21 protein-coding genes, 1 tRNA gene and 1 pseudogene are annotated in these 25362 nt (G+C 59.8%); 13 read left to right on the top strand and 10 right to left on the bottom strand.

Annotated features, from left to right (window positions below; genetic code table 11):
* The first annotated feature begins 63 nt into the window (after positions 1-63).
* Genes RUH64_RS10675 through RUH64_RS10660 form a run of 4 tightly spaced genes read left to right on the top strand, consistent with a single transcriptional unit; the run spans position 64 to position 3617 of the window.
* On the top strand, positions 64-864 hold the full coding sequence (locus tag RUH64_RS10675) for a purine-nucleoside phosphorylase (RefSeq protein ID WP_313813347.1): 801 nt from the start codon (positions 64-66) through the stop codon (positions 862-864).
* A gap of 42 nt (positions 865-906) precedes the next feature.
* Positions 907-2622 (top strand): phospho-sugar mutase, encoded by a 1716-nt coding sequence (locus RUH64_RS10670; protein ID WP_313813262.1) that lies wholly within the window; start codon positions 907-909, stop codon positions 2620-2622.
* 17 nt (positions 2623-2639) lie between these two features.
* Complete coding sequence (gene deoC, locus RUH64_RS10665) at positions 2640-3326, top strand: deoxyribose-phosphate aldolase (RefSeq protein WP_313813261.1); 687 nt, start codon at positions 2640-2642, stop codon at positions 3324-3326.
* A 33-nt stretch (positions 3327-3359) separates the two neighbouring features.
* Positions 3360-3617, top strand: a complete 258-nt coding sequence (locus RUH64_RS10660; RefSeq protein ID WP_313813259.1) for a hypothetical protein — start codon at positions 3360-3362, stop codon at positions 3615-3617.
* 69 nt (positions 3618-3686) lie between these two features.
* On the opposite strand, the gene RUH64_RS10655 is transcribed toward RUH64_RS10660, so the two are convergent.
* The gene (locus tag RUH64_RS10655; RefSeq protein ID WP_313813258.1) at positions 3687-4574 is read right to left on the bottom strand and encodes a helix-turn-helix transcriptional regulator; all 888 of its coding nucleotides are present in this window, start codon (positions 4572-4574) and stop codon (positions 3687-3689) included.
* A 141-nt stretch (positions 4575-4715) separates the two neighbouring features.
* On the opposite strand from RUH64_RS10655, the gene RUH64_RS10650 reads away from it, so the two are divergent.
* Genes RUH64_RS10650 through RUH64_RS10640 form a run of 3 tightly spaced genes read left to right on the top strand, consistent with a single transcriptional unit; the run spans position 4716 to position 7541 of the window.
* A complete protein-coding gene (locus RUH64_RS10650) occupies positions 4716-5933 on the top strand; it encodes an MFS transporter (protein WP_313813257.1) in 1218 nt (405 codons plus the stop codon).
* 33 nt (positions 5934-5966) lie between these two features.
* Positions 5967-7010 carry an NAD(P)-dependent alcohol dehydrogenase gene (locus RUH64_RS10645; protein ID WP_313813256.1) on the top strand — a complete coding sequence of 348 codons (1044 nt, stop codon included), beginning with the start codon at positions 5967-5969 and terminating at the stop codon, positions 7008-7010.
* A gap of 9 nt (positions 7011-7019) precedes the next feature.
* Positions 7020-7541 carry a tetratricopeptide repeat protein gene (locus tag RUH64_RS10640; RefSeq protein ID WP_313813255.1) on the top strand — a complete coding sequence of 174 codons (522 nt, stop codon included), beginning with the start codon at positions 7020-7022 and terminating at the stop codon, positions 7539-7541.
* Here RUH64_RS10640 and mfd read toward each other — a convergent pair.
* Positions 7538-11155: a transcription-repair coupling factor gene (gene mfd / locus RUH64_RS10635; RefSeq protein WP_313813253.1), complete on the bottom strand. Its 3618-nt coding sequence runs from the start codon at positions 11153-11155 to the stop codon at positions 7538-7540. The genes RUH64_RS10640 and mfd overlap by 4 nt on opposite strands.
* A 244-nt stretch (positions 11156-11399) precedes the next feature.
* Between mfd and RUH64_RS10630 the strand changes: the two genes are divergently transcribed.
* The 3 genes from RUH64_RS10630 (at position 11400) to RUH64_RS10620 (ending at position 13866) form a co-directional block, all read left to right on the top strand.
* Complete coding sequence (locus RUH64_RS10630) at positions 11400-11894, top strand: DUF2505 domain-containing protein (RefSeq protein ID WP_313813252.1); 495 nt, start codon at positions 11400-11402, stop codon at positions 11892-11894.
* Between the two features lie 172 nt (positions 11895-12066).
* Entirely contained in the window at positions 12067-13416 is a 1350-nt protein-coding gene (nhaA, locus tag RUH64_RS10625; protein WP_313813251.1) for a Na+/H+ antiporter NhaA, read from the top strand.
* Between the two features lie 294 nt (positions 13417-13710).
* The gene (locus RUH64_RS10620) at positions 13711-13866 is read left to right on the top strand and encodes a hypothetical protein (protein WP_313813249.1); all 156 of its coding nucleotides are present in this window, start codon (positions 13711-13713) and stop codon (positions 13864-13866) included.
* Positions 13867-13962: 96 nt separating this feature from the next.
* Here the strand turns inward: RUH64_RS10620 and sufU are convergent, their stop codons facing one another.
* The 3 genes from sufU to RUH64_RS10605 all read right to left on the bottom strand — a co-directional run bounded on the left by sufU (position 13963) and on the right by RUH64_RS10605 (position 17115).
* Positions 13963-14409, bottom strand: a complete 447-nt coding sequence (sufU, locus tag RUH64_RS10615; protein WP_313813248.1) for a Fe-S cluster assembly sulfur transfer protein SufU — start codon at positions 14407-14409, stop codon at positions 13963-13965.
* Positions 14410-15702: a SufS family cysteine desulfurase gene (locus RUH64_RS10610; RefSeq protein ID WP_313813247.1), complete on the bottom strand. Its 1293-nt coding sequence runs from the start codon at positions 15700-15702 to the stop codon at positions 14410-14412.
* Positions 15703-16047: 345 nt separating this feature from the next.
* Positions 16048-17115, bottom strand: a complete 1068-nt coding sequence (locus RUH64_RS10605) for a DUF5937 family protein (RefSeq protein WP_313813246.1) — start codon at positions 17113-17115, stop codon at positions 16048-16050.
* A 130-nt stretch (positions 17116-17245) separates the two neighbouring features.
* Between RUH64_RS10605 and RUH64_RS10600 the strand changes: the two genes are divergently transcribed.
* Entirely contained in the window at positions 17246-18478 is a 1233-nt protein-coding gene (locus RUH64_RS10600; protein WP_313813245.1) for an MFS transporter, read from the top strand.
* Positions 18479-18929: 451 nt separating this feature from the next.
* Here the strand turns inward: RUH64_RS10600 and pth are convergent, their stop codons facing one another.
* The gene (gene pth / locus RUH64_RS10595; RefSeq protein WP_313813244.1) at positions 18930-19511 is read right to left on the bottom strand and encodes an aminoacyl-tRNA hydrolase; all 582 of its coding nucleotides are present in this window, start codon (positions 19509-19511) and stop codon (positions 18930-18932) included.
* A 42-nt stretch (positions 19512-19553) separates the two neighbouring features.
* Positions 19554-19829, bottom strand: a pseudogene (locus RUH64_RS10590) (50S ribosomal protein L25); the annotation flags it as partial.
* A 281-nt stretch (positions 19830-20110) separates the two neighbouring features.
* Between RUH64_RS10590 and RUH64_RS10585 the strand changes: the two are divergent.
* Positions 20111-20542 (top strand): DUF1801 domain-containing protein, encoded by a 432-nt coding sequence (locus RUH64_RS10585; protein WP_313813243.1) that lies wholly within the window; start codon positions 20111-20113, stop codon positions 20540-20542.
* A gap of 96 nt (positions 20543-20638) precedes the next feature.
* Here RUH64_RS10585 and RUH64_RS10580 read toward each other — a convergent pair whose 3' ends face one another.
* From RUH64_RS10580 to RUH64_RS10570, 3 genes are all read right to left on the bottom strand, one after another.
* Entirely contained in the window at positions 20639-21619 is a 981-nt protein-coding gene (locus RUH64_RS10580; protein ID WP_141365102.1) for a ribose-phosphate diphosphokinase, read from the bottom strand.
* 66 nt (positions 21620-21685) lie between these two features.
* Positions 21686-23140, bottom strand: a complete 1455-nt coding sequence (gene glmU / locus RUH64_RS10575) for a bifunctional UDP-N-acetylglucosamine diphosphorylase/glucosamine-1-phosphate N-acetyltransferase GlmU (RefSeq protein WP_313813238.1) — start codon at positions 23138-23140, stop codon at positions 21686-21688.
* 132 nt (positions 23141-23272) lie between these two features.
* Positions 23273-23347, bottom strand: a tRNA-Gln gene (locus tag RUH64_RS10570).
* A 167-nt stretch (positions 23348-23514) separates the two neighbouring features.
* Between RUH64_RS10570 and RUH64_RS10565 the strand changes: the two genes are divergently transcribed.
* Entirely contained in the window at positions 23515-25308 is a 1794-nt protein-coding gene (locus RUH64_RS10565) for an ABC-F family ATP-binding cassette domain-containing protein (RefSeq protein ID WP_313813237.1), read from the top strand.
* Positions 25309-25362 lie beyond the last annotated feature (54 nt).

Raw genomic sequence — 25362 nt, 5'->3', positions numbered from 1 at the left:
TGTGCTCACCGTCAATCGCCTGACAAAGCGCTTAACGCGCTGTAGCGTATTCACGTGACTGATATGCATAACGACCCACAGGTCCTCGCAGCCGAAGCTGCCAAGGTAATTGCCGAACGCACCGGCGTAGCAAAGCACGACATCGCCCTGGTCCTCGGCTCCGGCTGGGGTGCAGCCGCCGAACTGGTCGGCGAAACCACCCACGTCCTGGACGCAACAGACATCCCAGGCTTCCACGCTTCCGCCGTTCCCGGCCACAAGGGCAGCATCTCCTCGATCCTGACCTCCACCGGCAAGCGCGTGCTGGTGCTCGGCGCCCGCACCCACTTCTACGAGGGCCACGGCGTCCGCGCGGTAGTCCACGGCATCCGCACCGCTGCAGCCGCCGGCTGCACCCAGCTGGTGTTGACCAACGGCTGCGGCGGCCTGAACGAAAATTGGAGTGCAGGCACCCCGGTGATGATCTCCGATCACATCAACCTCACCGCCGCCTCCCCGCTAGAAGGCGCCACCTTCGTCGATTTGACCGACCTCTACTCCTCGCGCATCCGTGCAATTGCCCGCGAGGTCGACCCGACCCTCGACGAGGGCGTCTACGCCCAGTTCACCGGCCCACACTACGAAACCCCTGCCGAGGTGCAGATGGCCAAGGTCATCGGCGCCGACCTGGTGGGCATGTCCACCGCGCTGGAAGCGATCGCCGCCCGCCACGCAGGCATGGAAATCTTCGGCATGTCCCTGGTGACCAACCTTGCCGCCGGCATCAGCCCGGTTCCGTTGAGCCACGCAGAAGTCATCGAGGCAGGCCAAGCAGCAGGTCCACGCATCTCCAAGCTGTTGGCACAGATCATCGCCAAGCTCTAAACGAGCCTCAGCTACCGGCACAGACCTCAAGGAAATAACAGCGTGAAGGAAATCAAGCAGCTGCTGGCACAGGCAGTGAACTGGGCCGAACAGGACCCGGATCAGGCAACCCAGGATGAACTCGGTGCATTGATCATCCGCGCCCAGGAGGGCGACGAAGCTGCCGTCACCGACCTGGACGACCGCTTCAGCGGCGTCCTGGAATTCGGTACCGCGGGCCTGCGCGCCGAATTGGGCGCCGGACCAATGCGTATGAACCGCATGGTGGTGCTGCGCACCGCCCGCGGCATCGCCCGCTTCCTGTCGGCAGAGGCCAACGGCAAGTACCAGCCGCGCGTGGTCATCGGCTACGACGCACGGTACAACTCCGACGTCTTCGCCCGCGACTCGGCTGCAGTTTTCCACGCCGCAGGCTTTGAGGTGCTGCTGATGCCGGCGGCCCTGCCCACCCCGGTCCTCGCCTGGGCGGTGCGCCGCTTCGAGGCCGAGGCAGGCATCATGGTCACCGCCAGCCACAACCCGCCCAAGGACAACGGCTACAAGGTCTACGTCGGCGGTCGTGTGGCCCAGGAGACCGGCCGCGGCGCCCAGATCGTCTCCCCGATCGATGCAATGATCTCCGTGCTGATCGACCCGGACGAGCACATCGACTCCATTCCGCGTTCGGTCACCGGTTGGAGCGTGCTGCCCGGCGCCGGCGAAGCGGGAGACGTGGAGGCGGAGTACCTGGCTGCCATCCACCCCGTCGTCGCCGAACAGGGCGCCGACCGTGAGAAGCTGCGCGTGGTGGTTTCGGCCATGCACGGCGTGGGCGGACACACCATGAAGCAGGCCCTGCTGGATGCCGGTTTCAGCGACATACATATGGTCGCGGAGCAGGAAGAACCGGATCCCGACTTCCCCACCGTGAAGTTCCCGAACCCGGAGGAGCCAGGCGCCATCGACCTGTCCTTGACCCTGGCCCGTGCGGTGGGTGCAGACCTGGTGATCGCCAACGACCCCGACGCAGACCGCTGCGCGGCGGCCATTAATGACAACGGCGAATGGCGGATGCTGCGCGGCGACGAGGTGGGCTGGCTGCTCGGCGACCTGCTCTCCCGCACCTTGCCCGAGGGCAAGGTCCTTGCCAACTCCATCGTCTCCTCGCGCATGCTCGCGGCCATCGCCAAGGATGCGGGTCGCCAGCATGAGGAAACCCTCACCGGTTTTAAGTGGATCTCCCGCGTGGAAAATCTCGGCTTCGGCTACGAGGAAGCACTGGGCTACTGCGTCGCTCCGGAGCTGGTCCGCGACAAGGACGGCATCTCCGCCGGCTTAATGCTTGCAGACTTGGCGGCCACCCTGAAGGCCGAGGGCTCCAGCATTGCCCGCCGCCTTGACGTCCTAGCCGTCAAGCACGGGGTGCACGTGACCGACCAGCTCTCGCTGCGCTTCACCGATCTGGCGAAGATCGCCGCGTTGATGGACAAGGTACGCACCGATCCCCCGGTGCATCTGGGCGGCTCTGCCATCAGCGAGGTCACCGACCTCTCCCAGGGCTCCGAGAACTTGCCTGCCACCGACGCGATTGTGCTGCATACCTTCTCCGGGGACCGGGTGATCATCCGCCCGTCGGGCACCGAGCCAAAGCTGAAGTGCTATCTGGAAACCATTGAACCTGTCGGCGAGCCATCCGAGCTTCCCAATTCTCGACGCATTGCGAACGAGCAGATTGCTTGGATCAAGGAACAGCTCTCCGAATACCTGAACGCCGAATAAAGACTCAAAGGAACATCATGAGTGAACTTTCAGCCCGCGACATTGCCGGCTACATCGACCACACCCTGCTGGCGCAGAACGCTTCACGCGAACAGATCGTGAAGATCTGCGAAGAAGCAAAGAAGTACGAATTCAAGTCGGTCTGCGTCAACCCGCTGTGGGTATCCACCGTGGCCCGCGAATTGGAAGAATCCGACGTGCTGACCTGCTCGGTGATCGGCTTCCCGCTGGGCGCCTCAGCCACCGACGTCAAGGTCTTCGAAACCAAGCACGCCGTGGCCGACGGCGCGAATGAGATCGATATGGTCATCGACGTCGCGGCAGCGCTGCGCGGCGACCGCGACGCCTTGGTCAACGAGATCTTCGCCATCGCCCAGGCGGCCCACGAGGGCGGCGCAATCCTGAAGGTCATCATCGAAACCTGCCTGCTCACCGAGGAAGCCAAGGTGCTGGCCTGCGAGGCTGCCAAGGCCGCCGGGGCAGACTTCGTGAAGACCTCCACGGGATTCTCCACCGGCGGGGCCACCGTGGAAGACGTCGCGCTCATGCGCAAGACCGTTGGACCAGAAATGGGAGTCAAGGCATCGGGCGGCGTGCGCAGCCTCGAAACTGCCCGCGCAATGATCGCCGCAGGTGCAACGCGACTAGGTTCTAGCTCAGGAGTTGCTATCCTAGAAGGAGAGCAAAGCGGTTCCGGCTACTAAGCCACCGCACCGAGAGTTCAACAAGGAGAAAAAGTGTACTCGAACGGCAAGAATACGTCCCACTCCGGTGAAGGTCGTTTGGTAGGCAACATCCTCACTTTCGTGATCTTCTTCGTTGCCTTCTGCGGCGCGCTGTACTCGCTGTCCTTCTGGTCGTTGGAGAACGCTTGGTTGCCAACCATCGTCTGCTTCGTGCTGGTTCTTTTTGCCTTTGCTGTGCCGATGACCTTCCTGCGCCGCGGCGAATCCGCAGAGGAGATCTCCACCGCAGCAGCTGAGTTCCAGAAGTAATTTTCACTTTGCGGTGATGGGCGGGCCTTCGGGCCCGCCCATCATTGTTTAACCGGAGGCTTTCGGCTCCTACTGAGGCTGGCTTTCGGTCTTGGCCCAGCTGGCCATCAGCGCCAGCTTCTCGGCCGAGGCGCTTCCTGGGTCGGCGGTGTAGGTGGTGAATTCAAGCGATGACCGCGGTTGGCTCGGTGCGGTCAGGGTCTGATAGTAGAGTTCGATCGGGCCGACCACTGGATGGTTGAGTTTCTTCGCCCCTTCGTGGACGAACCTAATGTTGTGCTTGGCCCACAGATCTCGAAACTCTGCGCTCATGGTTGATAATTCACCAATCAACTCGCGCAGTGACGCATCGTGGGGTTCCCTGCTGGCCTCCACCCTGAGCAGCGCGGCAGTTGCATGGGCGCCGCCTTCCCAGTCAATGAAGAAGTCCCGGGATGCGGGATCCAGGAAATGGTACCGGGCAAAATTGGCATGCCCATGTTCTTTAGTCGTTGCACTCTCGAACATCGGCTGGTGCAGTGCACGGCCCAGATCGTTGGCGGCGATGACGTCCAACCTGCCGTTTCTGACGAATCCGGCGGCGCCGGTGATAGCATCCAGCAGCCATTGCATTTGAGCCGACGGTCCCTGTTGCGGCTTTCTCTTCGCTGCTTTGCGATAGGTGCCTCGGGCAGAACTGGCCAGCTCCCACAGGTAGCTGCGTTCCTCGTCGGTCAGTTGCAATGCGGTAGCGACGGCGGACAGCACCTCCTCGGAGACACCGGCAATGTTTCCCTTCTCCAATCGCGTGTACCACTCGGGGCTGACGCCGGCCAGAACCGCCACCTCTTCGCGGCGCAGGCCTGGGACCCTTCTGCGGCTGCTTTCGGGGAGCCCAACTTGCGAGGGGCTGATGCGCGCCCTCCTGCTGGTCAGGAATTCCTTGATGTCAGCACGCATGTCACCGGAGTCGTTCATAGTTCAACGGTAAACCCGTCGGCGCAAATTATGGGGGCAGAATTTGTACCCCCATAACCTGGGCCTTCTTCAAGCAGCTGAACATCTGTGTACTGGATATCGACAGAAATTCACACTTCCTCCGAAAGAAGATTGGCCCACTTGAGTCAAACTAACACCAAAGAAACACCACGGAACGCGGCAGCGGCCTCCACAAAACTGCCGCTGTCGATATACATTCTGGCATTGGGCACGTTCTTGATGCTGACTACGGAATTCATCATCGCCGGGATGCTCCCGGAGATCGCAGCAGACCTGGAGATCTCACTGGCCGCGGCGGGTTCACTGATCACCGTATTTGCCGCCGGAATGGTCGTGGGTGCACCACTCATGGCAATTCTGACGATCAAACTGCCCAATAAGCTCACACTGATCCTGGCGTTGCTCGTCTTTTCAGCCGGGCATGTGGCGGTGGCCCTAAGCACTAGTCTTCCGCTGCTGCTGGGCGCGAGGTTCATTACCGCCCTGGCCACCGGGGCCTTCTGGTCTATTGCCAGCGTTGTCGCCGCCCGGCTCGCTCCTGCAGGATCCTCCTCGCGGGCGCTGGGCATGATCACTGCCGGCGGAATGCTTGCCACGGTACTCGGCGTTCCCATCGGCGCGTTCTTCGCTCAAATCACCGGATGGCGGGGAACCTTTGTGGCCCTAGGAATCATGGCGCTGATCGTCGCCGGGGTCATCGGCAAGTGTATTCCGGACCAAAACAATGACCTCAGCCAGTTCTCATTGCGTTCTGAATTGGCAGGCCTGCGCTCCCCACGGCTGTGGCTGGTTCTCGCCGCCTGCGCAACGACCACCGGCGGCGTCCTGGCTGCCTATTCCTATATCGCTCCCATGCTGACCCAGTCGGCCGGTTTCAGCCCATCGGCGGTTCCATGGATCCTTGCGGTCTTCGGCGTAGGGTCATTTATTGGTGCAATCCTCGGTGGCCGCATCGGTGATCGGCGTCCGCACCTGTTGACGATCCTGGTGCCGATTGCCAGCGCCCTGTTGTTGGGCCTGATCTACCTCAGCTCCTCCAATCCGTTCCTGCTCCTGATCCTCATCGGGCTGCTGGGGTTGAGCGGACTGAGTGTGAACCCGGTCCTCATCTCGTTGGCGCTGCGCTATTCGCAGCAAGCCCCGGCGCTGGGCTCGTCGCTCAGCGTCGCCGCATTCAATCTCGGCACCATGGCAGCTTCATTCTTTGGCGGCAAGATGCTGGAATCCGACTTCGGCGCCCAAGGACCAGTCCTGCTCGGAATGGCGGTGGTTGCCCTGACCTTGATCCCCGCCATTATTCTCGCCACACCAGAAACAACCGCTACGACTGCATCGTAGACTTTCCACATCACCACAGAAAAGGATCCCAAAATGACCTTGGTTAATGCCTATGCAGCCCCGGCCGCCGGCGAAGCGCTGCAGCCAATTCACATCGAGCGCCGCACCGTCGGAGCCCACGATGTTCTCATCGACGTAAAATTCGCCGGCATCTGCCACTCCGATATCCACACGGTGCGCGGCGACTGGGGTGAGCAGTCATATCCCCTGGTACCTGGCCATGAAATCGCGGGCATCGTGGCAGAAGTGGGCAGTGCGGTAACGAAATACCAGGTGGGCGACCGCGTTGGTGTTGGCTGCATGGTCAACTCCTGCGGCACCTGCGACTACTGCACGGCAGGAGATGAACAGTACTGCCGCAGCGGCATGGTCGGCACCTATGGGGCAGTTGACCGCGACGACACCATCACCCAGGGCGGCTACAGCACCCACATCGTGGTGACCGAAGACTTCGTGCTGTCCATCCCCGAGGGCATCGAGCTGGATGTCGCCGCACCACTGCTGTGCGCCGGAATCACGACCTACTCACCGCTGAAGCGTTGGGGCGCCGGCCCCGGGAAGAAGGTTGCAGTCGTGGGACTGGGCGGTCTGGGACATATGGCGGTCAAGATCGCCGCCGCCATGGGCGCAGAAGTCACCGTACTCTCGCAGACGCTGTCCAAGCAGGCCGACGGACTGCGGCTGGGAGCCCAGCACTACTTCGCGACCACTGACCCTCAGACCTTCGACAAGCTGGCCTCAAGCTTCGACGTGATCATCAACACCGTCAGCGCACCGCTGAATATCAGCGCCTATCTTGGCCTCTTGCGCGTCGACGGAGCCCTGGTCAATGTCGGGGCGCCTGCCGAACCGCTGGAGGTCAATGCCATGGCATTGATCGGCGGCCGACGCTCATTTGCCGGTTCAATGATCGGCGGCATCGCAGAAACTCAGCAGATGCTGGACTTCTGCGCCGCCCACGGCCTGGGCGCAGACATCGAGTTGATCTCGGCGTCTCAAATCAACGAAGCCTATGACCGCGTTCTCGCTTCGGATGTGCGCTACCGCTTCGTCATCGACACCGCAACCCTGAACTAGACTTTTGCGGTGCAGGCAGGTGCCTACACCGCAAAAATCCTAGGGGAACACATGCAAGATTCGTGGCAAACAGCAATCGACGGCTTCTGGAATCAGGTCGACGGTAAAACCGAAGGTGAGCTGCAGTCCGAACTCGGCGCTTTACTTACCGCTCAGGTTCCTACGGCCAACGCCCTCTTCGAGCGCGCGAGCCTCCATGATTACCTAGGTGAAGAAGCCACTGCCGTGGGACTCTACCAACAAGCGATGGCCTCTGGTTTGGAGGGCCCAAAGCGCAGCGAAGCCATGATCCAACTAGGCAGCAGCCTGCGCAATATCGGCCATGCGCACCAGGCGGTTCAGTTGCTGAAGCAAATCGAGTTGGAGGATCCGCTGTATCTCGATGCGCAAGGGTTCCTTGCCCTGGCGCTGCTGGATGCAGGACACCCGGAATCGGCGGTAGCCAGCGCATTGCGGGCGCTGGCACCGGCCATGAAAATCTATTCACGGCCGGTGCAGCGCTACGCCCAGGAACTGGACAAACGCGACTAGTTCTTGCCCTCGGCCGCCGGAGGGGTCGGTTCGAAGATCGCATAGATCAACTTCTCGGCCCACTCCAAGATCGCCTCGTCAGCCAGATCCCGTCCACCGATCGGCGAACTCTTTGGCTTCGGCACAAAGATCGCATTCAACGCAGGCTTGTTGGCCGAGCCCGGGTAGAGCCGTTCCAAACGCACCTGACGGCTGGCGGGAAGATCCTCGATCTTGGCAGGAGCCAGCTTGATGTTGTTGCCGATCTGCTGGATGTCGTGCAGCCCCACCGCCCGAGCGCGAATGCGCAGGGCCGCCACCCGCAACAGGTTCTGAACCGGTGCCGGCGGCTTGCCGTAGCGGTCTTCAAGCTCCTCGCGGACCTCGGCGAGCGCTTCATTGGTCTCGGCGGCCGCGATATTCCTGTAAGCCTCCAGGCGCAGGCGCTCGCCGGGCACGTAGTCGTGCGGCAGGTGCGCATTGACCGGCAGGTCGATCTTCATCTCGGTGGCTTCTTCTTCGCCCTCGCCCTTATAGTCCGCCACTGCCTCGCCCACCAGGCGCAGGTACAAATCGAAGCCAACCCCGGCGATATGTCCGGACTGTTCACCGCCAAGCAGGTTGCCAGCCCCGCGCAGTTCAAGGTCCTTCATGGCCAGCTGGTAGCCGGAGCCCAACTCGTTGTGGGCCGCCACAGCCTTCAAACGCTCCAGAGCGACCTCGCCCAACGGCTTCTCGGCATCCCAGAGGAAGTAGGCGTAGGCACGTTCGCGGCCTCGGCCCACGCGCCCGCGCAGCTGGTGCAGCTGGGACAGGCCGTAGTTGTTCGCCCGGTCCACGATCAGCGTATTGGCGTTGGAGATGTCCAGACCGGTTTCGATGATGGTGGTGGAGACCAGAACATCGAACTTCTTCTCCCAGAAGTCCTGGATGATGCGTTCCAACCGGGATTCGCTCATCTTGCCGTGGGCTACCTCCACGCGGGCCTCGGGCACCAGCTCACGCAGCTCGGCGGCGACCTTGTCGATGGAGGATACGCGGTTGTGCACAAAGAACACCTGGCCGTCGCGCATCAGCTCTCGCTTGATCGCGGCGCTGATCTGCTTGTCGCTGCGCGGACCCACATAGGTGAGCACCGGGTGGCGCTCCTCCGGCGGGGTGGCCAGCGTGGAGGTCTCGCGGATGCCGGTCAGGGACATCTCCAGGGTGCGCGGGATCGGGGTGGCGCTCATGGCCAGCACGTCCACGTTGGTGCGCATCTTCTTGAGCTCTTCCTTGTGCTCCACGCCGAAGCGCTGCTCCTCGTCGATAATCACCAGGCCCAGGTTCTTGAACTCCACGGTCTTGGACAGCAGGCGGTGGGTGCCGATCACGATGTCCACCGAGCCGTCCTTCAGGCCCGCGAGGATCTCCTTGGATTCCTTGGCGGTCTGGAAGCGAGACAGGGTCTTCACGCGGACCGGGAAACCGGAGTAGCGCTCGGTGAAGGTCTGGTAGTGCTGGGAGGCAAGCAGCGTGGTGGGCACCAGCACCGCCACCTGCTTGGAATCCTGCACCGCCTTGAACGCCGCGCGCACGGCGATTTCGGTCTTGCCAAAGCCCACGTCGCCGGAGATCAGGCGATCCATCGGGATCTCTTTCTCCATGTCCGTCTTGACCTCGTTGATCGCGGTGAGCTGATCGGGGGTTTCGATGAAGGCAAAGGCCTCTTCCAGCTCATGCTGCCACGGGGTGTCGGTGGCGAAGGCATGGCCGCGGCTAGCCATGCGGGCCGAATAGAGCTTGATCAAATCCCCGGCGATCTCCTTGACCGCTTTACGCGCCTTGGACTTGGTGCTGGCCCAGTCCGAGCCGCCCATCTTTGACAGAGTCGGCGCCTCGCCGCCCACATAGCGGGTGATCAGGTGCAGCTGGTCGGTGGGGACGAACAGCTTGTCCCCCGGCGCCCCGCGCTTGGAGGAGGCATACTCAACAACCAGGTATTCGCGCTTTGCATCCTTGCCGGAGCCGTTGACCTTGCGGGCCACCAGCTCCACAAACTTGCCGATGCCGTGCTGCTCGTGCACGATGAAGTCGCCCGCCTGCAGGCTCAGCGGATCCATCGCATTGCGCTTGCGCTTGACCGTGAGTTTGCGGCCCTTGCGGTTCGGGTAGGCGCTGGAGCGCCCCAACAGGTCGGCCTCCGTCAGCAGTCCTGTCTTCAACTCCTCGAAGACAAAGCCGCGTCCGGCGACCGCCTGGGTGATTTCGATCAGCCCCTCGGTGGGAGCCAGTGACAGGTCCTCGACGCGGTGGGCAGGGATTTTGAACTCGGCAAAGAGTTCAGACAGGCGGGCCGCTGGACCCGCGCCCTCGGTGGCAACCACCACGCGCCAGCCATCGGCGACACGCGAGGAGATAAATTCCATCATCGCTTCGATATCGCCCTGGTAGCCGTGCGGTTCCCTGGCTGGCACGCGGATCGTTGCCGCACCGAGGTCCAGCTCTTCATCAGCACCCAGTGAGGTGATGGCCCACCAAGACACCTTGGCCTCCCGGGCATGCTCAACCGTCTCAGACAGGGATGAGAAGTCGCCGGTGGCGAGCTTGCGTGCCGAGTCGGCGGTGCTCAGATCCAGCGGGGCGGCGCCGCCGTCGGATGCCGTGGCCCACGCGGCCGCCAGGAATTCGGCGTTGGTTTCATTCAGGTCGTGGGCGCGGGCGCGAACTCGCTCCGGCTCCATGACCAGCGCAATCGACGACTGGGGCAGCAGCGACAGCAGCGGCACCATGTCGTCTACCAGCAGCGGGGCCAGGGACTCCATGCCTTCGACTGCGATGCCTCCGGCGATCTTTGTGAGCATCTCGGTGGCTGCGGGGAAATTGGCCTTGAGATTGGCCGCACGGCTCATCACCTGCGGGGTGATGAGCATTTCTCGGCAGGGGGTCGCGATGATCTGGCGCGGGCCCTCGCCCTCGTGCGAGCGCTGGTCGGCGATGGAGAAATAGCGCATGGAATCGATTTGATCCCCGAAGAAGTCGATGCGCACCGGATGTTCGAGGGTGGGAGGGAATACGTCGATGATTCCGCCGCGCACGGCGAATTCGCCGCGGTGCGTCACCATATCGACGCGGGCATAGGCGGCGGCTGCGAGGTCCTTGATGACCGAATCGAAGCCGGGCTCCGCGTCCAGTTCAAGGCTGACCGGACGCAGGGCGCCGAGTCCGGCGACCAGCGGCTGAAGCACCGCGCGGATGGGGGCGATGATGACCTTCAGCCCGGTGTCCCCGTCATGCAGCCTACGCAGCACTTCAAGGCGTCGGCCGACCGTATCCGAACGCGGAGAGAGGCGCTCGTGCGGCAGGGTTTCCCATGAAGGGAATTCGGCGATCTGTTCTGCGGGCATATAGGCGCTCAGCGATGCCGAGACTTCTTCCGCTTCGCGTCCGGTAGCGGTCACGATTAAGGTGACGGCGCCCGCGTTTCCCTCCTGCAGACCCTGGCTGACGTGTGCGCCGAGGATGGCGCGCATCCCCTGCGGTGCAGCGATTTCAAGCTCTTCGCTGCGTGAAGAGTAGTCATGTGCTGCACTTTGTCGGATGCGGCGGAATGATGGCTCCTCGCGCAAGAAATCATGAAGTCCAACTAGGCTCATGCGGCTTTCGTGTCCTCTCGTGCAGATTGTGGGCTGCATTTACCTCGACGGTGCAGTTCCCGGTATGACACCACGAACACCGACCGCAAAAGAATTCCGCGGCCGGCTAAATGCCAATATGTTGTTTTGATGTCCTCCTAGCCTACCTAATGCCTCCGAGCAGATAGGCTTAAAGCTGTCCTTATCCCGGGTCGACTTCATGTCTGGACCGGGCCGCCTTGATTTTTAGATTGGGATACCTTTCATGGCATTGAATGCAAGCACTCAGATCGCTCACCCGGCCGATCAGGTAATCGCCACCTTGACCGACCGCGGCTTCGCCGAGCACCTGACTTCGCTGGCTAACGGCACCCTTCAGGACTTCTCCGTCAGCGGCGACACCGCTGGAGCATTCACCCTGACCACCGTCCGCGCTATGCCTACCGACCGTGTGCCTGATATTGCCCGCAAGTTCGTCGGCGCGTCCATCGACGTGACCCAGGTGGAGGAATGGACCGCTCCTGATGCCTCCGGCAGCCGCTCGGCCAACGTCAAGATCACCATTGGCGGCGTTCCAGTATCGGTATCCGGCAGCGAAACCCTGACCGCGCAGGGCGAGAACACCGAGTTCGCCATCGAAGGCAAGGTTTCCTCCTCGATTCCCTTCATCGGCGGCAAGCTGGCTTCGGCAGCAGAACCGTTCCTTGCCAAGGCCTTGAACCTTCAGGCTACGCAGGTCAACGCCTGGCTGAGCAAGTAGTTTTCGCGGCGTCTGTTGGACGCTGATCGAGGCCCGGAACCGTTTCATAATTTTTGCGCGGTTCCGGGCATTCGTCGTTTCAGGCGTTGTTTGCGTTAGGCTTGAATTCTGGTGTGCCGGGAAGTCTGGTCGGCGTGAATTATTCATTTAACGACGTAAGCGAGTGCAACGCATGAGCAACAACTCTTCTTCGGGAGCGCCGAAGAATCTCTTTTCCCGCCCCAGCTACAGCGAATCGCTGCGCATCGGCGACATCCTGCGCAAAGAAACCGTTGGCGGCCTAGTCTTGATCGTTGGCGCTGTACTGGCACTGATCTGGGCAAATACGCCGATGAAAGATTCGTACTTTGCGCTGCGAGATTTCCATTTCGGTCCGACCATTTTCGGCGTTGACCTGAATCTGTCGCTTGGCCATTGGTCTGCTGATGCGCTGTTAGCGGTCTTCTTCTTCCTCACCGGCTTGGAACTGAAGAAGGAATTCGTCATCGGCGACCTGCGCAACGTCAAGACTGCACTGGTCCCGGTAACCGCTGCCTTCGGTGGCGTTTTGGTCCCGGCACTGATCTTCGTAGCGATCAACGCTCCCACCGGCGGAGCCGAAACCCTCAAGGGCTGGGCAATCCCCACGGCGACCGACATCGCCTTTGCGGTGGCGGTGCTCGCGGTGATCGGTTCGGCGCTGCCCGCCGCGCTGCGCATTTTCCTTTTGACCCTTGCCGTGGTCGACGACCTGATTGCGATCATCATCATTGCAGTGGTCTTCACCGAAGATCTCAAGTTCTCCTACTTAGCTCTTGCAGCGATCCCGGTCGTGTTGTTCTTCTGCCTGGCCAAGTTCCTGCCCAGGTTCTTTGAGAATCACGCGTGGGCCGCATGGGTCATCCTCCTGCCGCTGGGCATCGTCACCTGGATTCTGGTCTTCGGCTCGGGCATCCACTCGACCATTGCGGGTGTAGTTCTCGGCTTCTGCGTACCGGTGAAACGCTATGACGGGTTGAAGGGCAAGGGTCTCGCTGAGCAGTTTGAGCACCGTTTCCGCCCGCTCTCCTCCGGCTTCTGCATCCCCGTGTTCGCCTTCTTCGCCGCCGGCGTCACCGTCATCAACACCGGCTCTTCGGGTTCGATGCTCTTCACCGACCCGGTCTTCTGGGGCATCGTTCTCGGCCTGATCTGCGGCAAGCCGATCGGCATTCTGGCGTCAACCTGGGTACTGACCAAATTCACCAAGGCCGAGCTTGACCCAGACACGAAGTGGTCTGATCTGTTCGGCGTCACCCTGCTCGCGGGTATTGGTTTTACCGTCTCGCTGTTGGTATCGGAGCTTTCTTTCGGCCTCGAATCGGCTCACTATGAACATGCAAAGGTAGCAATTCTTGCTGGCTCGTTTGCCGCTGCCATTCTCGGGGCCTTGTGGCTGGTTCCCCGCAACCGTCGCTACCGTGTTATTGCAGAACGCGAATCAAGGGACTCCAATATGGACGGCATCCCCGATGTCTACGAGCCGGATAACAAGGATGGTTAGATCCGCATGTCTTACTGTGCTCATCACAAGGCAAGTACCGCGCCGGGTGCGCTAAACATAGTCGACTACGTTGAAGCCGACTATCAGAATCCCGAGTTTCGGATGATGAGGCTGGAGGAATTGGAGCAATGCAAGCCCCTACCCGAACCGGAGTCAGCGAGCCATGTGTTGCAGCTAGCAACTCCAGGCACCCTAAATAACTCCTTGTCCGTCGCAAAGCTGCGCACGTTGCTTTCTAGTTACCTGAACATCCTGCGGCACCAGCTGATGACGGGTCCTGAGAGGCGTAATGCCATGTCTAGCGTAGTTTCGGTTGCCCTTGTTATTCGTCAGGAAGCTGGAGAACCCGCCTCGGAATCACTAACCGATGATCTGTTGCTGGTGCTGGATGAATTCATCTTCGACCAGAATACGGATGTCGAAACGGTAGTCAGCGACCTTTGCGGCTAGGAGTTGGAAGGCCGCGCAAATAAATATGCCGACAGCCGCCAACCTTGAGGGTTGACGGCTATCGGCATATTTTATGAAACGTGGTTCATGCGCCGCTCAGTCGGCTTCCAGCGTTGCAACTTCTGCGGCAACCCAGGCCAGCATGGCGCACTTAACGCGGGCAGGGAACTTGGAGACGCCGACAAAGGCTACGGCGTCTTCTAGAACGTCTTCATCCGGCGTGGCGGCGCCCTTGGAGCGCATCATTTCCTTGAATGCGTCCTTCTTAGCCTGGAATTCTTCCTTGGTCAGCTCGGGCAGCATTTCGCTGAGCACCGATGCCGACGCCATGGAGATGGAACAGCCGTCGCCTTCCCAGCTCATGCGGATGAACTTGTCGCCGTCGAGCTCGACGCGGACACGGATCTGGTCCCCGCAGATGGGGTTGTGCTGATGAGTTTCACCGGACTGGTGCCCCTCGGCCGCTTCCACCAGCGGCGAGCCGATGCGCTGCTTCGAATGGTCGAGGATGACCTGCTGGTACATCTGATCTAATTCGTTCATTTAGACTCCAAAGTATTCACGCACGGAGGCGACTGCCGCGATGAGAGCCGCAATGTCTTCTTCCGTGTTGTAGAGGTAGGTGCTCGCACGTGTTGTGGCCGAAACGCCAAGAGCACGGTGCAACGGCTGGGCGCAGTGATGACCCACGCGTACCGCAATTCCGCGGGAGTCTAGGTACTGGCCCACATCATGCGGGTGTACACCGATCACTTCGAAAGGTACAGTTCCGATGCGCTTGGCCTCGGTAGGGCCAAAGACCCGGACGCCCTCAAGCTTGGACAGGCCGTCGAACAGCAAGGCGCCAAGGTGCTCTTCCCACGCGGCGATGCGGTCCATGCCGATTTCGTCAAGGTAGCTGGCAGCCGTAGCCAGGCCGTGGACCTGTGCGATGCGCTGGGTTCCGGCTTCAAAGCGCTGTGGAGCGGGAAGGAACTCTGCGTGCTCCATATCCACCACGGTGATCATTGACCCACCAGTCAAGAACGGCGGCATGGCGTTGAGCAGTTCCTCGCGGCCGTACAGTGCACCGATGCCGGTGGGACCGAGCATCTTGTGGCCGGAGAAGGCCATGAAGTCCACGTCCAGCGCTTTCACGTCGATCGGCAGGTGCGGCACCGATTGGCAGCCGTCGAGGACTGTCAGGGCTCCGACCTTGCGGGCGGCATCCACGAAACGCTGGGTGTCGGTGATCGTACCCAAAACGTTTGAAACGTGGGTGAACGCAACGAGCTTGGTGTTTTCGTTGACGAGCGAATCGATCAGGTCGTAACGCAGCGACCCGTCCTCGGCAACGGGAACGTAGCGCAGGGTTGCGCCGGTTCGGAATGCGAGTTCCTGCCATGGGATGAGGTTTGCGTGGTGCTCGATTTCGGTGGTGAGAATTTCATCGCCGGGGCCCAAGCGGAAACGGGTGGCTTCCTCACCGCCGCGGCCTAGGGAAGCGTTGGAGATCGAGTAGGCAATGAGGTTCAGCGCCTCGGTGGCGTTGGAGGTCCAGACGATCTCATTGGTCTTTGCCCCAATGAACTTCGCAACGGTCTCGCGTGCCTGCTCATAGATTTCGGTGGCTTCTACCGCGAGGGTGTGGGCGCCACGGTGCACTGCCGCGTTGGCGTTCTCGTAGTAGTGCTGTTCTGCTTCGTACACGCAGCGAGGCTTCTGGCTGGTGGCGCCGGAGTCAAGGTACACCACGTCGGTTCCGTTGACCTGGTGCTCAAGAATTTCGAAATCAGCCTTGATACGCGCAACCTCTTTAGGGTTCAGCGCATGTGCTGTCTCAGTCTGACCGGCCATCGTATCCACGGAGCCTCCGAAAGTTTGTCGTTAATCGCCGTCGCGCTTCACCGTGTCTTCCGGTGAAAAGGCGATTAGGCAATGGGTACATTAGGTAATTATTCCACTGTGCATCTCAGAAAACACCTAAGTTCGTCCTTAGTAAGCAACGCCTCAGAGATTACGAAAAACGCCCGATTACTGGCAGCTGATGATGGTGGCCAGTAAATAGGTCGCGAGGGCGGAAACTTCACACCATCGATTGATTGGCCTGACTGCCCAGCGCCGTGTCACGAGTTCGATACAAGCAGTTGAGTAGTCGGTTTATGGTCTTTTGACCTCTGCACATTCGAACCAGTCTTGGCTCTAGTAATCCTTAGTGTCGATGCCTAATAGCGCCGACCCCAGCGAACTTCGGAAATATAGAACGCTCCGTCCATATCGGGTGGAGGTCACCAGCCCAACGTCGCGCAGGGCGCGGAGATGTTGATTCACGGCCGAGGTGCTGACATCGAAACGAATACCAAGCTCGGTCGACGAAGCCGGGCTGGTTAAAGCCGTCAGCAGGCTAGCCCGCGTCTTGCCGAGTACTTCTGCTACCGCTTGGGGATTGACGACGCGCTCGGTCTCCCACATGGCCCCTTGGCCGCGTGCAGGGTACAAAATGATCGGCGCTTCATGAGGATCTACGGGGACGGAGGCCTGCCGGGTGAACATTGTAGGTACCAACGTTATCCCTTGCTCGTTGACCCTTGCGATGTCTTCTCCCGGAAGACTCGACCGCATGACGGTAAGCCTGCTGCTCGTCATAGAAACGGTGGCAGTAATGCTGTTGAGCATTTCTGCAATCCCTTGCTGAGCCATCACCCTTCCCCGATAGGTAATATCCGCTTCGAGGATAGTGCGCATACGTGGCCAATAGGGGGAAAAGCAAACTTCCCAGTATTCACGAAGCGCCAACATCATTCGCTCTATCGCCCGATCAGGTGAACAGTCAAAAACCAAGGGAACCTCGCCATGGATCCTTACAAGCTGTTGAACGAATTCCGATGGATCGATTTCTGAAAGTACTTCCAATTCATCCTCGATACGCCCCAATGGAGAATGCGGAACTGGACTCAAAAAATCCGGCGTCCATAGCTTGTCACCCACCAGCCCTTGGAGGACTTCCAAATCTAGGTTTTCCCAGGATCTCCTTGTTCGAGAAAGCCATGGTAGTTGCAATGGAAATCGGTTCGGCTCTCTGATGGTCCTCAGAGAAAGCCCCATTTCACACAAGGGTGAGATACCAAATCGGACTTCGCTCAGTCCTGAATCACCCAACTCATAATGCAACATCAAGCTATACGCTACATCAATTAAGTTCGCAGAATCAGCATGGGATAACTGCTCTATGCCATGTCTTTCTTCTTCTGAAACATCGACGAACAACACCGACCGTGACGTGACCCAATCCGCTACAGGTAACCCTGCGCAACGTCGGGATTTCATGAGCCGTGCTGTTCAGTCACCTTCTCGTCAATCTATGCCACGGCAAAGTGCTCTACGCCGAGTCAGTAATTCCGTGGCTGATCCAGTACTGCGGATCCTCGCATCGATAACTTTTGTCGGCCGAATAGGACGTGGTGTATTTCTTGCCGTCACGGTTCTGTTCATGACGTCCATCGTTGGATTGTCGGCTGGCGAAGTCGCATTAGTTCTGGGAGTTTCCAGCGCAGTCGGCGTGTGCACCGCTTACCTGGGCGGTCGGCTAACGGACAGATATAGCGCCCGGCGACTTTTGTTCGTTCTGATGACTGCCGAAAGTTTCGCACTGGGCTGCTATGGGTTTGCCACGAACTTCGCTGGCGTCCTGATTCTTGCTTCGTTGCTTCAGGCGTTGAGCAGTGCCGCGAACACGGTGCGGATGGCGATTGTGGCTCACGCATTCGTTGGTGAAGCAAGAGTGCAGGCTCGTGCTTTGCTCCGTACCGTAATTAACGTTGCAATAGCGCTAGGGGCGGCCGTCGCCGCAATAGCTCTCATCTCCGATACTGCCGACTCATATCGAATCGCGATGATTGGTGCTGGCACCGTGAACCTTTTGGGCATCATCCCCCTGTTGAAATTGCCCAGCCGAGTAGATTCGACGGCTAAGTCCTCTAGGAGAGCGACTGCGGTCCCCAACAGGCCCACTAATTGTGAGACATCCCGAACTCTTACATCGCCATTTCGGGACCGCCGCTACCTGTTACTCACCACATACTCGGTAATCTTCGGGATGCAGTTTAGTTTATTTGAGGTCGGTGTACCGCTATGGATTGTCAACAATACAGTCGTTCCGGCGGCCCTCGTGGCAATCTTGCTCATGCTGAACACTGCGGTCGTTATCGTCTTTCAGATCCCGCTCTCGAAGGGTACCCATGACCTGCGTAAGGCCGGGAAAGCAGTGGGAATGGCTGGAATTTCGCTTGCTTTCGCGTGCGTCGTGTACTCTCTGGCAGCGGGAGTTCCGGCTGTGCCGGCCATTTCCCTGCTGGTACTAGCAACTGTCGCACACGCATTCGCCGAGGTCTGGTCGCAGGCCGGTACCTGGGCCATGTCCTTTGAACTAGCTCATGAAGCAAGTCCTGGAGCCTATCAAGGCGTCTTCGCCATGGGCACTGGAATAGGAGCAATGTGTGCCCCATTTGTCGTTGCAGGGACCGCGCTCAAGTTCGGAACAACGGGATGGATTTTCTTGGCTCTGATTTTCATTGGTTCATCGCTTGGCATCGCAGCCATTGCGAGGAAAGCCTCCAGGCCATCTTCCAGCTAACGCCGTTTTATCTTCAGCGGCCACTTCCGAAACATTGGAAATTGGGTGGCGGCGCTTGGGGCTTCCCGCGTTATGCATAGCCCTGCCGGCTTGTCCCTAATTTATGGGCAATTGAATTCACCGAATCGGTGATACCGCTTCAAGAGGTCGCGCCGAGCGTCTAAACATGAATCACGCGTCGTTCTTTTTCGGAAAGTGGCTGAATTGAACCGAGAATCACTAACATGATGCAGAAATCGCTGACGATCCCACTTTGGGCGTGCACTTATTGAACATCAGTTTGAAATGCTCCGTCCCTAACTGAATCTCGATTCTTCACATACAGTTCAGTACTTGCAGCGCAGTTTGGCAGCACTGGTTTATGAAAATGGGCTGCACCTTGAAAGCTTGAGACTGATCTTTTCAGCCGAGTTTCCAAGGCGCATCCCATGGATATTGAACCGCGCCATACTTAGGAAGTATGGAATTTTCCTTGAGCTGCTTCAAGCCCTTGGGACATGAGCAATTCAACCGCGTCTGCAGCGTTGTCGATCAGGAACGGCAGCGACTGCTTCTCGGATTTGGAGAAATCCTGCAGAACCCAATCAGCTGTGTCCATGCGACCCGGCGGGCGACCAACACCTGTACGTACTCGGAGATAATCTTTGGACCCCATGGCCTTCGAGATATCCCGCAACCCGTTATGGCCGCCTTCTCCCCCGCCGCGTTTGAGCTTGATGGTGTCAAAGGGAATATCAATCTCGTCGTGCACAACGATCAGATTGTCCAACCCAATGTTGAAGAACTTTGCCAGGTTCGCCACCGGGCCACCCGACAGGTTCATATAGGTCATAGGCTTGGCCAAGACGACCCGCGGTCCGCCTACGCCAAGGCGCCCCTGGATAATTTGGGCGCGCGAGGAATGGGTCTTGAACTTTGAACCAGCGCGGTTGGCCAGTTCATCGAGCACCATCTGCCCGATATTGTGCCTATTGCCAGCGTAGCCGGGCCCGGGATTCCCGAGCCCGGCTACCAGCCAAGTGTCACTACTCATGATGCTTAGCTAAATGCCTTTTCGCTAAGACTAGGCAGCGACCAGAAGGTCCAGGTGATCAACGGTGCGGTTCAGCGCGTGGATCTGGATGTCCTTGAGGGTGGTCTTAACTTCCTTGCCCTCGATGTTCAGAACCAGCTCAACGCTGCGGTCGCGAACTGCAAGGGTGGTTTCCTGAGCTGGCAGCAGAACGTGCTGTGGCTCCGAGCCTGCGCCGTAAACTACTGCTGGGATCTGGCCTGCACGGCGAGCCTGGCGGGCTGCGCCCTTACCGAAATCGGTGCGTACTACAGCGTCAAGGTTGACTGATGCCATGATAATTCTCCTTAGGAAATGAATGCTTCTTCTTACGCCCTTACATGGACTCGGGAAGCATCCAACATCTAGGAGATGAAAGAGCTTTTCCGGCCTTGTCGATAACGGTCCTGTCATTGCTGACAGTTCCCTCGCCTGGGCACAGTGAATAATTCTACCAGTTGCGCCGCCCGAGGAAAAAATCTGTAGTGAAGGCCACGGTTGGCCGCCAAGACATTTGGGTAGCGTAAAGTCAGATGCCCCATGAAACGACGCAGCCATCATATGCTGCTGGAAGGATTCCTATGGCCTCTAAGCAACCTGCAATGTCCCCGTCCGATCTTCCAGTTGCATCGGTTCTAGACCGGGCCTCCGGCCCCCGGCGTGCCGAAGTCGATGAACTACTTGAGCTGTTCCGGGAAATCTCAGGTGCAGAGCCTGTGGTTTGGGCCGGGCGAATCCTTGGCTTCGGTCAGTACGAGTATCGCTACGAAACGGGACACGGAGGCATCGCGCCGCTGCTGGCCTTCGCTCCGGGTCCTAGCAACCATACGATTTATCTGACCACCGGCTTCGCCGAACGTTGGCCGGAACTGCTGGGCAAGCTCGGCAAGCATCGCAGCAGCAAAGCCTGCCTGTATCTGACCCGGCTTTCCTCGGTGAATCGAGAAATACTACGTGAACTGATAGAGCGATCATTGCAGGAAACGCTAACGGACAGCACGACCCAGACCTGAGCTCAGCAGACAATAGTGCTTTCGCAGGCTGCATTAACGACCTGACGGCCGGCACCCATATAGGTACCGGCCGTCAGGCTTGCGAAACGAGGGCTGCTAGGCGCGGCCGTCGAAGAGGTTCGTGACCGAACCGTCGTGGAAGACCTCGGAGATCGCGCGAGCGAGCATCGGAGCGATCGACAGAACGGTGAGGTTCTCGAAACGCTTCTCTTCTGGGATTGGCAGGGTGTTGGTGACAACAACCTCGCGGGCGCCGCAGTCAGCAAGACGCTGTGCTGCAGGATCCGAGAACACTGCGTGGGTGGCAGCGATGATGACGTCCTTGGCGCCGGCTTCCTTCAGCACGCGCACTGCGCCTGCGATGGTTCCACCGGTGTCGATCATGTCGTCGATCAGGATCGCGGTGCGTCCTTCAACCTGGCCCACCACGGTCTTGGACTCGGCCTGGTTAGGCACGGTCAGGTCGCGGGACTTGTGCACGAAGGCCAGCGGTGCGCCGCCCAAACGGTCTGCCCACTGCTCCGCCACGCGGACTCGGCCGGTATCTGGGGACACCACGGTGACCTCGGAAACGTCCACCTTGGACTTGATGTAATCAGCCAGCAGCGGGAAACCAAACAGGTGGTCGACCGGGCCGTCGAAGAAGCCCTGGATCTGCGCGGTGTGCAGATCGGTGGTGATCACACGGTCGGCGCCTGCGGTCTTGAACAGGTCGGCAACCAGGCGAGCCGAGATCGGCTCACGGCCGCGGCCCTTCTTGTCCTGGCGTGCGTATGGGTAGAACGGCGCCACAACCGTGATGCGACGGGCCGAGGCGCGCTTCATCGAATCGATCATGATCAGCTGTTCCATCAGCCAGTTGTTCAACGGAGCTGGGTAGGACTGCAGCAGGAACACGTCCTTGCCGCGGACCGACTCGTCCGAACGCACGTAGATCTCGCCGTTGGCGAAGTCGTAGGCGTTCAGCGGCAGCAGCTCGATGCCGAGCTCCTTCGCTACCTCTGCGGCTAGTTCCGGGTGCGCACGACCGCTGGCAAGCACCAGCTCTTTGTCGACGTTATGGCGGATTTCACTCATTGTTATGCTTTCTCGCTCGCTTCGCTGTCACGTATGAGGTGTTCTGAGGAAATAAAAACCGACGCTTTACTTCTCGGTGGCCGAGGAGTTCAACGAGGATTTGAATGCTGCGTCTGCCGAAGAGGTGCCCGGACGCTTTTCAAGCGTCCATCCCTCGGTATTGCGCTGCGGAGCCACAGACAGTGCCAAGGCACCGGCCGGGACGTTTTTGCGGACGACTGCTCCGGCACCGGTGTAGGCGCCGTCCCCGATTTCCACCGGGGCCACGAAAACCGTGTTGGAGCTGGTGCGAACATGCGAACCGATCTTGGTCCGGTGCTTGTTCACGCCGTCGTAGTTTGCGGTGATGTTGCCACAACCAATGTTGGTGTACTCACCGATTTCAGCATCCCCGGCATAGCCGAGGTGCGAGAGCTTGGAGCCGCGACCGATGGTCACGTTCTTAGTTTCATAGAAGGCGCCGATCTTGCCGTCCGCACCCAGGTCGGTACCCGGACGCAGGTAGGCAAAGGGGCCGACGCTTGCGTTATCTGCAATACGCGAGTCGGTGGCATCGGTGCGCTTGACGGTGGCGCCCCTGCCTACCCGCACGTTGGTCAAGGTGGTGTCGGGGCCGATGACTGCGTCGGATCCGATCAGGGTCTCACCGTGCAGCTGGGTGCCCGGCTTGATCGTGACATCCTGGCCGATCATGACGTCTGCGTCGATCCAGGTGGTCGCAGGGTCGACGATGGTTACGCCCTGACGCATCCAGAATTCATTTTTGCGCTGGTTGTAGATGCGGGCCAGGTTGGAGATCTGTACGCGGTCGTTGGCTCCCTCGATCTGCCAGCGGTCGGCAATCTGCTTGGAAGCAACGCGTCCGCCCTTGGCACGGGCAATGGCCAACACGTCGGTCAGATACATCTCGCCCTGAGCATTCTCGGTGGTGACCTCGGTCAGAGCCGAGCGCAGCAGCTGTGCGTCAAAGGCGTAAATGCCGGAGTTGATCTCTTTGATCTCCAGCTCCTGGGCTGATGCATCCTTTTGTTCGCGGATTCCTGCGACATCTCCGTGCTCGTCGCGCAGGATGCGGCCATAGCCGGTGGGATCCTGAAGTTCGGTGGTCAACACGGTCACCGAATTGCCGTTGGACTCATGGGTTGCTACCAGATGCACCAGTACATCGCTGGTGAGCAATGGCACATCACCGTAGGTCACCACAACTGTGCCTTCAAGGGCAGGATCGACCTGGTCGAGGCCCTGCTGCACCGCACGGCCGGTGCCTGGAATTTCATCTTGATCGGCAATGGTAATGCCGGGGAACTGGGAGAGGATGTGCTCTGCGACCAAGTCCCGCTGGTGGCGCACGACAGCAACAAGGTTGCGTGGTTCAAGCGCCGCAGCCGCGTGGAGTGCATGAGAAATCATGGAGCGACCTGCAATTTCGTGCAAAATCTTAGGCTTGGCAGATTTCATTCGCGTACCAGCGCCGGCGGCGAGGACGATGACGGCAACTGGTGCGGTGACCTGATCGCTCAAGTTGTATTCTCCTGCGGGTCGATTCAGGGTTTTAGACAGTTAAGAAAACCCATCAACCAGTCTAGCGCCCACAGGTACCTCAACCGAATAAAGACAAAAAAGAAGGCGCCGCTCGTGGCGGCGCCTTCAAAATGGTTCCGCCCCTAGGATTCGAACCTAGAATGCACAGCTCCAAAGGCTGGCGTGTTGCCATTACACCAGGGCGGAAAATGTGGATGACGGATAGTCCGTCCAAACACGTTCTATATTCTGCCATGTTCATCCTGTCTGCGCGAAATCGCTCCAGCCGCCGGATGGCCTCGCAATTTTTTCTCGGCACCACACCCGTCACAGACCAAAGACTGCCGATTTGCACGCGTCCGTAAAATAGAGGTGTGGCTCATTTACTCGGGGGCGAAGCCCTGCATCTTGAATATCCCACCCACGTAGTCTTTGACTCGGTAACCATCGGCATCTCCGACGGCGACCGCATCGGTCTGGTGGGTCGCAACGGCGAAGGCAAATCATCCCTTCTGGGCATGCTTTCTGACAAGATCGAACCGAATTCGGGCCGTGTCACCAAGCGCAACGGTCTGCGCGTGGGCGTGCTGGACCAGTCCGACACCCTGGATTCCGATGCCACGATCCACTACTCCGTAGTGGGCGACATGGCTGACCACGAGTGGGCTGGTGAAGCGCGCATCCGCGACATCATTTCTGGACTCGTTGCGGACCTGGACTGGGAAGCGACCGTCGGTACGCTCTCCGGCGGCCAGCGCCGCCGCGTCGCACTGGCGGCCCTGTTGGTGCAGGACTGGGATGTCATCATCCTCGACGAGCCCACGAACCATTTGGATGTTGAAGGCATCTCTTGGCTGGCGGAGCACATTAACAACCGATGGTCCAAAAACGCCGGCGGCCTGATGGTCGTCACCCACGACCGCTGGTTCCTCGACGCGGTGTGCACCACCACCTGGGAGGTCCACGACCGCATCGTCGAGCCTTTCGAAGGCGGCTACGCAGCCTATGTCCTGCAGCGTGTTGAACGCGACCGTATTGCGGCCGTCACCGAGTCCAAGCGCCAGAACATGATGAAGAAGGAGCTTGCCTGGCTGCGCCGCGGCGCCCCGGCACGTACCTCCAAGCCGAAGTTCCGCATCGAAGCTGCCAACCAGTTGATCGCCGATGTCCCACCGGTGCGCAACCCCTTGGAACTGCAGAAGATGGCCACCAGCCGTTTGGGCAAGGACGTCATCGACCTGCTGGATACGGAAGTTTCCTTCGGGCAGAAGCAGATTCTCAAGCCGTTTACCTGGCGCATCGGTCCCGGCGAGCGCTCGGGCCTGCTCGGCGCCAACGGCGCCGGCAAGTCCACGCTGCTGGGCTTGATTGCCGGCACCGTCGAGCCAACCGGCGGACGGGTGAAGCGCGGTCAGACGGTCAAGCTTGCGGTGCTGGATCAGCAGTTCCGTGAACTGGAAAAGATCGGCGAAGACAAGGTCCGCGAAGTTTTGGGCCGCTTCCGCACCACCTTCAACGTGGACGGCAAGGACCTGACCCCGGCTCAACTGCTTGAACGCCTCGGGTTCTCTTCCGCGCACCTTTCTACCAAGGTCAATGAGCTTTCCGGCGGCCAACGCCGCCGACTGCAGCTGCTGATGATCTTGATGAACGAACCGAACGTCATGATCTTGGACGAGCCGACCAACGATGTCGACACCGACATGCTCGCGGCGCTGGAAGACCTGCTTGATTCATGGCCGGGCACGCTCATCGTGGTCTCCCACGACCGCTACCTGTTGGAGCGCGTGACCGACCAGCAATACGCGATCCTCGACGGAAAGTTCCGCCATGTTCCCGGTGGCGTTGACGAATACCTGAAGCTGCGCAGCAGCCAGAGCGCCGGCACGGGTTCCAATCCTTCCAATGCTTCAGCGCAGGATGCCGCCCAGAAGCCATCGGGGCCTTCGGGTGCCGAGATCCGTGCGGCGCAGAAGGAGATGAACGCCAACGAGCGCAAGGTTGGCCAGCTGAACGAAAAGATCGCCAAGATCCACGAAAAGATGGCAGCCCATGACCAGAGCGACTATGAGGGTCTGGGCAAGTTCACGGCTGAGATGAACGAGCTGCAAGGCCAGGTGGACGAGCTTGAGGAACGTTGGCTGGAACTGTCTGAGATCATCGGCTAGTTGCCAACATTAAAGCCGAACCGGAGGCACCCCCTGGGGTGTCTCCGGTTCGGC

Source organism: Glutamicibacter sp., from assembly GCF_032154645.1.
Classification (GTDB): Bacteria; Actinomycetota; Actinomycetes; order Actinomycetales; family Micrococcaceae; genus Glutamicibacter.
The sequence above is the reverse complement of the archived record's forward strand: the minus strand, read 5'-3'. Positions and strand labels throughout refer to the sequence as shown.

Coding starts and splice junctions, on each gene's coding strand:
- RUH64_RS10675 (WP_313813347.1), top strand. CDS start 64: ATGCATAACGACCCACAGGTCCTCGCAGCCGAAGCTGCCAAGGTAATT.
- deoC (WP_313813261.1), top strand. CDS start 2,640: ATGAGTGAACTTTCAGCCCGCGACATTGCCGGCTACATCGACCACACC.
- RUH64_RS10655 (WP_313813258.1), bottom strand. CDS start 4,574: ATGAACGACTCCGGTGACATGCGTGCTGACATCAAGGAATTCCTGACC.
- RUH64_RS10645 (WP_313813256.1), top strand. CDS start 5,967: ATGACCTTGGTTAATGCCTATGCAGCCCCGGCCGCCGGCGAAGCGCTG.
- mfd (WP_313813253.1), bottom strand. CDS start 11,155: ATGAGCCTAGTTGGACTTCATGATTTCTTGCGCGAGGAGCCATCATTC.
- RUH64_RS10630 (WP_313813252.1), top strand. CDS start 11,400: ATGGCATTGAATGCAAGCACTCAGATCGCTCACCCGGCCGATCAGGTA.
- nhaA (WP_313813251.1), top strand. CDS start 12,067: ATGAGCAACAACTCTTCTTCGGGAGCGCCGAAGAATCTCTTTTCCCGC.
- RUH64_RS10620 (WP_313813249.1), top strand. CDS start 13,711: ATGTCTAGCGTAGTTTCGGTTGCCCTTGTTATTCGTCAGGAAGCTGGA.
- sufU (WP_313813248.1), bottom strand. CDS start 14,409: ATGAACGAATTAGATCAGATGTACCAGCAGGTCATCCTCGACCATTCG.
- RUH64_RS10610 (WP_313813247.1), bottom strand. CDS start 15,702: ATGGCCGGTCAGACTGAGACAGCACATGCGCTGAACCCTAAAGAGGTT.
- pth (WP_313813244.1), bottom strand. CDS start 19,511: ATGAGTAGTGACACTTGGCTGGTAGCCGGGCTCGGGAATCCCGGGCCC.
- RUH64_RS10585 (WP_313813243.1), top strand. CDS start 20,111: ATGGCCTCTAAGCAACCTGCAATGTCCCCGTCCGATCTTCCAGTTGCA.
- RUH64_RS10580 (WP_141365102.1), bottom strand. CDS start 21,619: ATGAGTGAAATCCGCCATAACGTCGACAAAGAGCTGGTGCTTGCCAGC.